At 34.8% G+C, this 1,493-nt stretch carries 1 protein-coding gene; it reads left to right on the top strand.

Annotated elements, in window-relative coordinates; all coding sequences use genetic code 11:
* Nucleotides 1-102 precede the first annotated feature (102 nt).
* Nucleotides 103-1,493, top strand: a 1,391-nt coding sequence (locus tag E5A76_RS17225) for an acyltransferase family protein (protein WP_161119682.1), incomplete at its 3' end; no start/stop codon positions are given.

Below are 1,493 nucleotides of genomic sequence, written 5' to 3'. Positions count from 1 at the left end.
AAGTTTTTTAATTTTCTATATAAATCTGCATTATTACTTTCTCATAATATTTAGGCTGTCATCTTAGGGTAATATTACTCCCATGTATTCAAGGGAGTAATTATGAAATTCCGAACAGATATAAACGGCTTAAGAGCGATTGCTGTTATTGCCGTTGTTTTATTTCACTTCAATCCTGCATGGGTTCCTGGAGGCTTTGCAGGGGTTGATGTTTTCTTCGTAATATCTGGTTTTTTGATGACAGGTATCATCTTTCGTGGGCTAGAGAACCATAACTTTTCTATTATCAATTTTTATATTGCTCGTGCTAATCGTATCATTCCAGCATTATCAGTCGTTTGTCTTGTACTGCTAGCATTTGGCTGGTTCTATCTTGCTCCATTGGATTACAGAGTACTAGGTAAACATGTTGCTAGTAGTTTAGGTTTTATCTCGAATGTAGTTTATTGGCGTGAGTCTGGTTACTTTGATTCAGCATCACATAGCAAGTGGTTACTTCATACATGGTCTTTATCGGTAGAATGGCAATTCTATATTATTTACCCTGTACTATTGGTGTTACTCAAAAAATGCCTGTCACTGACAAAGATTAAGCGTTTGCTTGTTGTATCTACTGTGTTCGGTTTTATCTTTAGTGCCTATGTTACCTATCGTTGGCCTGATCCTGCGTATTTCTTGTTTCCTACACGTGCATGGGAAATGATGATGGGTGGACTTGCATTTATTTATCCATTACAAAACGTTAAAAAAACACATAAAAAGTATCTAGAGTGGGCTGGCATTATGTTAATTTTGTCTTCCTATTGGTTTATATCAAAAGATAATTTATGGCCGGGTTACTTAGCATTAATTCCTGTAATGGGTGCTTATTTAGTTATTATTGCTCATCGCAGTGATAGTGAGATTACTAATAATATCATCATGCAGAAAGTAGGTTCGTGGTCTTATTCTATATATTTATGGCATTGGCCAATTGTTGTACTTGGCTATTATTTGGAAGTACCGCATTGGGAATGGATTGGTATCCCTGTATCCGTAATTTTGGGTTTTTGTAGTTATAAGTTTATAGAAGGTATTAAGCTACCGACGCTATCTTCTATGTCTGTTAAATCTATAGCATCATTTAAACCATTATGGATGGTTGCGGTTGTTGGTTTAATGTCTACTTTTGTTTATGCAAAACATGGTATTCCGACTCGAGTATCTGCTGATGTTTTAAAAACAGAGAATTTATCTAAAGGGGCTAAAAAGGAATTAGAAGGTTGTTTTTATTTTCCTAATGATGACTATGATGGAAAGCCTTGTATTATCGGTAATAAAGCGAATATATCAGCAGTTATTATTGGTGATAGTCATGCTTTGTCACTTTCCGAAAGTTTATTAGATCAGTTTGATTTGAAGAAAGAAGGTGTTGTTGGCTATTACCGCGCATCATGTCCTTTTATTCTTAATGTAAAAAATAAGTCTCATCATAATTTCAATTGTACTAAGAG

Origin of the sequence: Photobacterium lucens (assembly GCF_009873615.1) — a bacterium.
GTDB lineage: Bacteria > Pseudomonadota > Gammaproteobacteria > Enterobacterales > Vibrionaceae > Photobacterium > Photobacterium lucens.
Note: the sequence above shows the minus strand (reverse complement) of the source record. Positions and strands in the feature narration are given on the sequence as shown.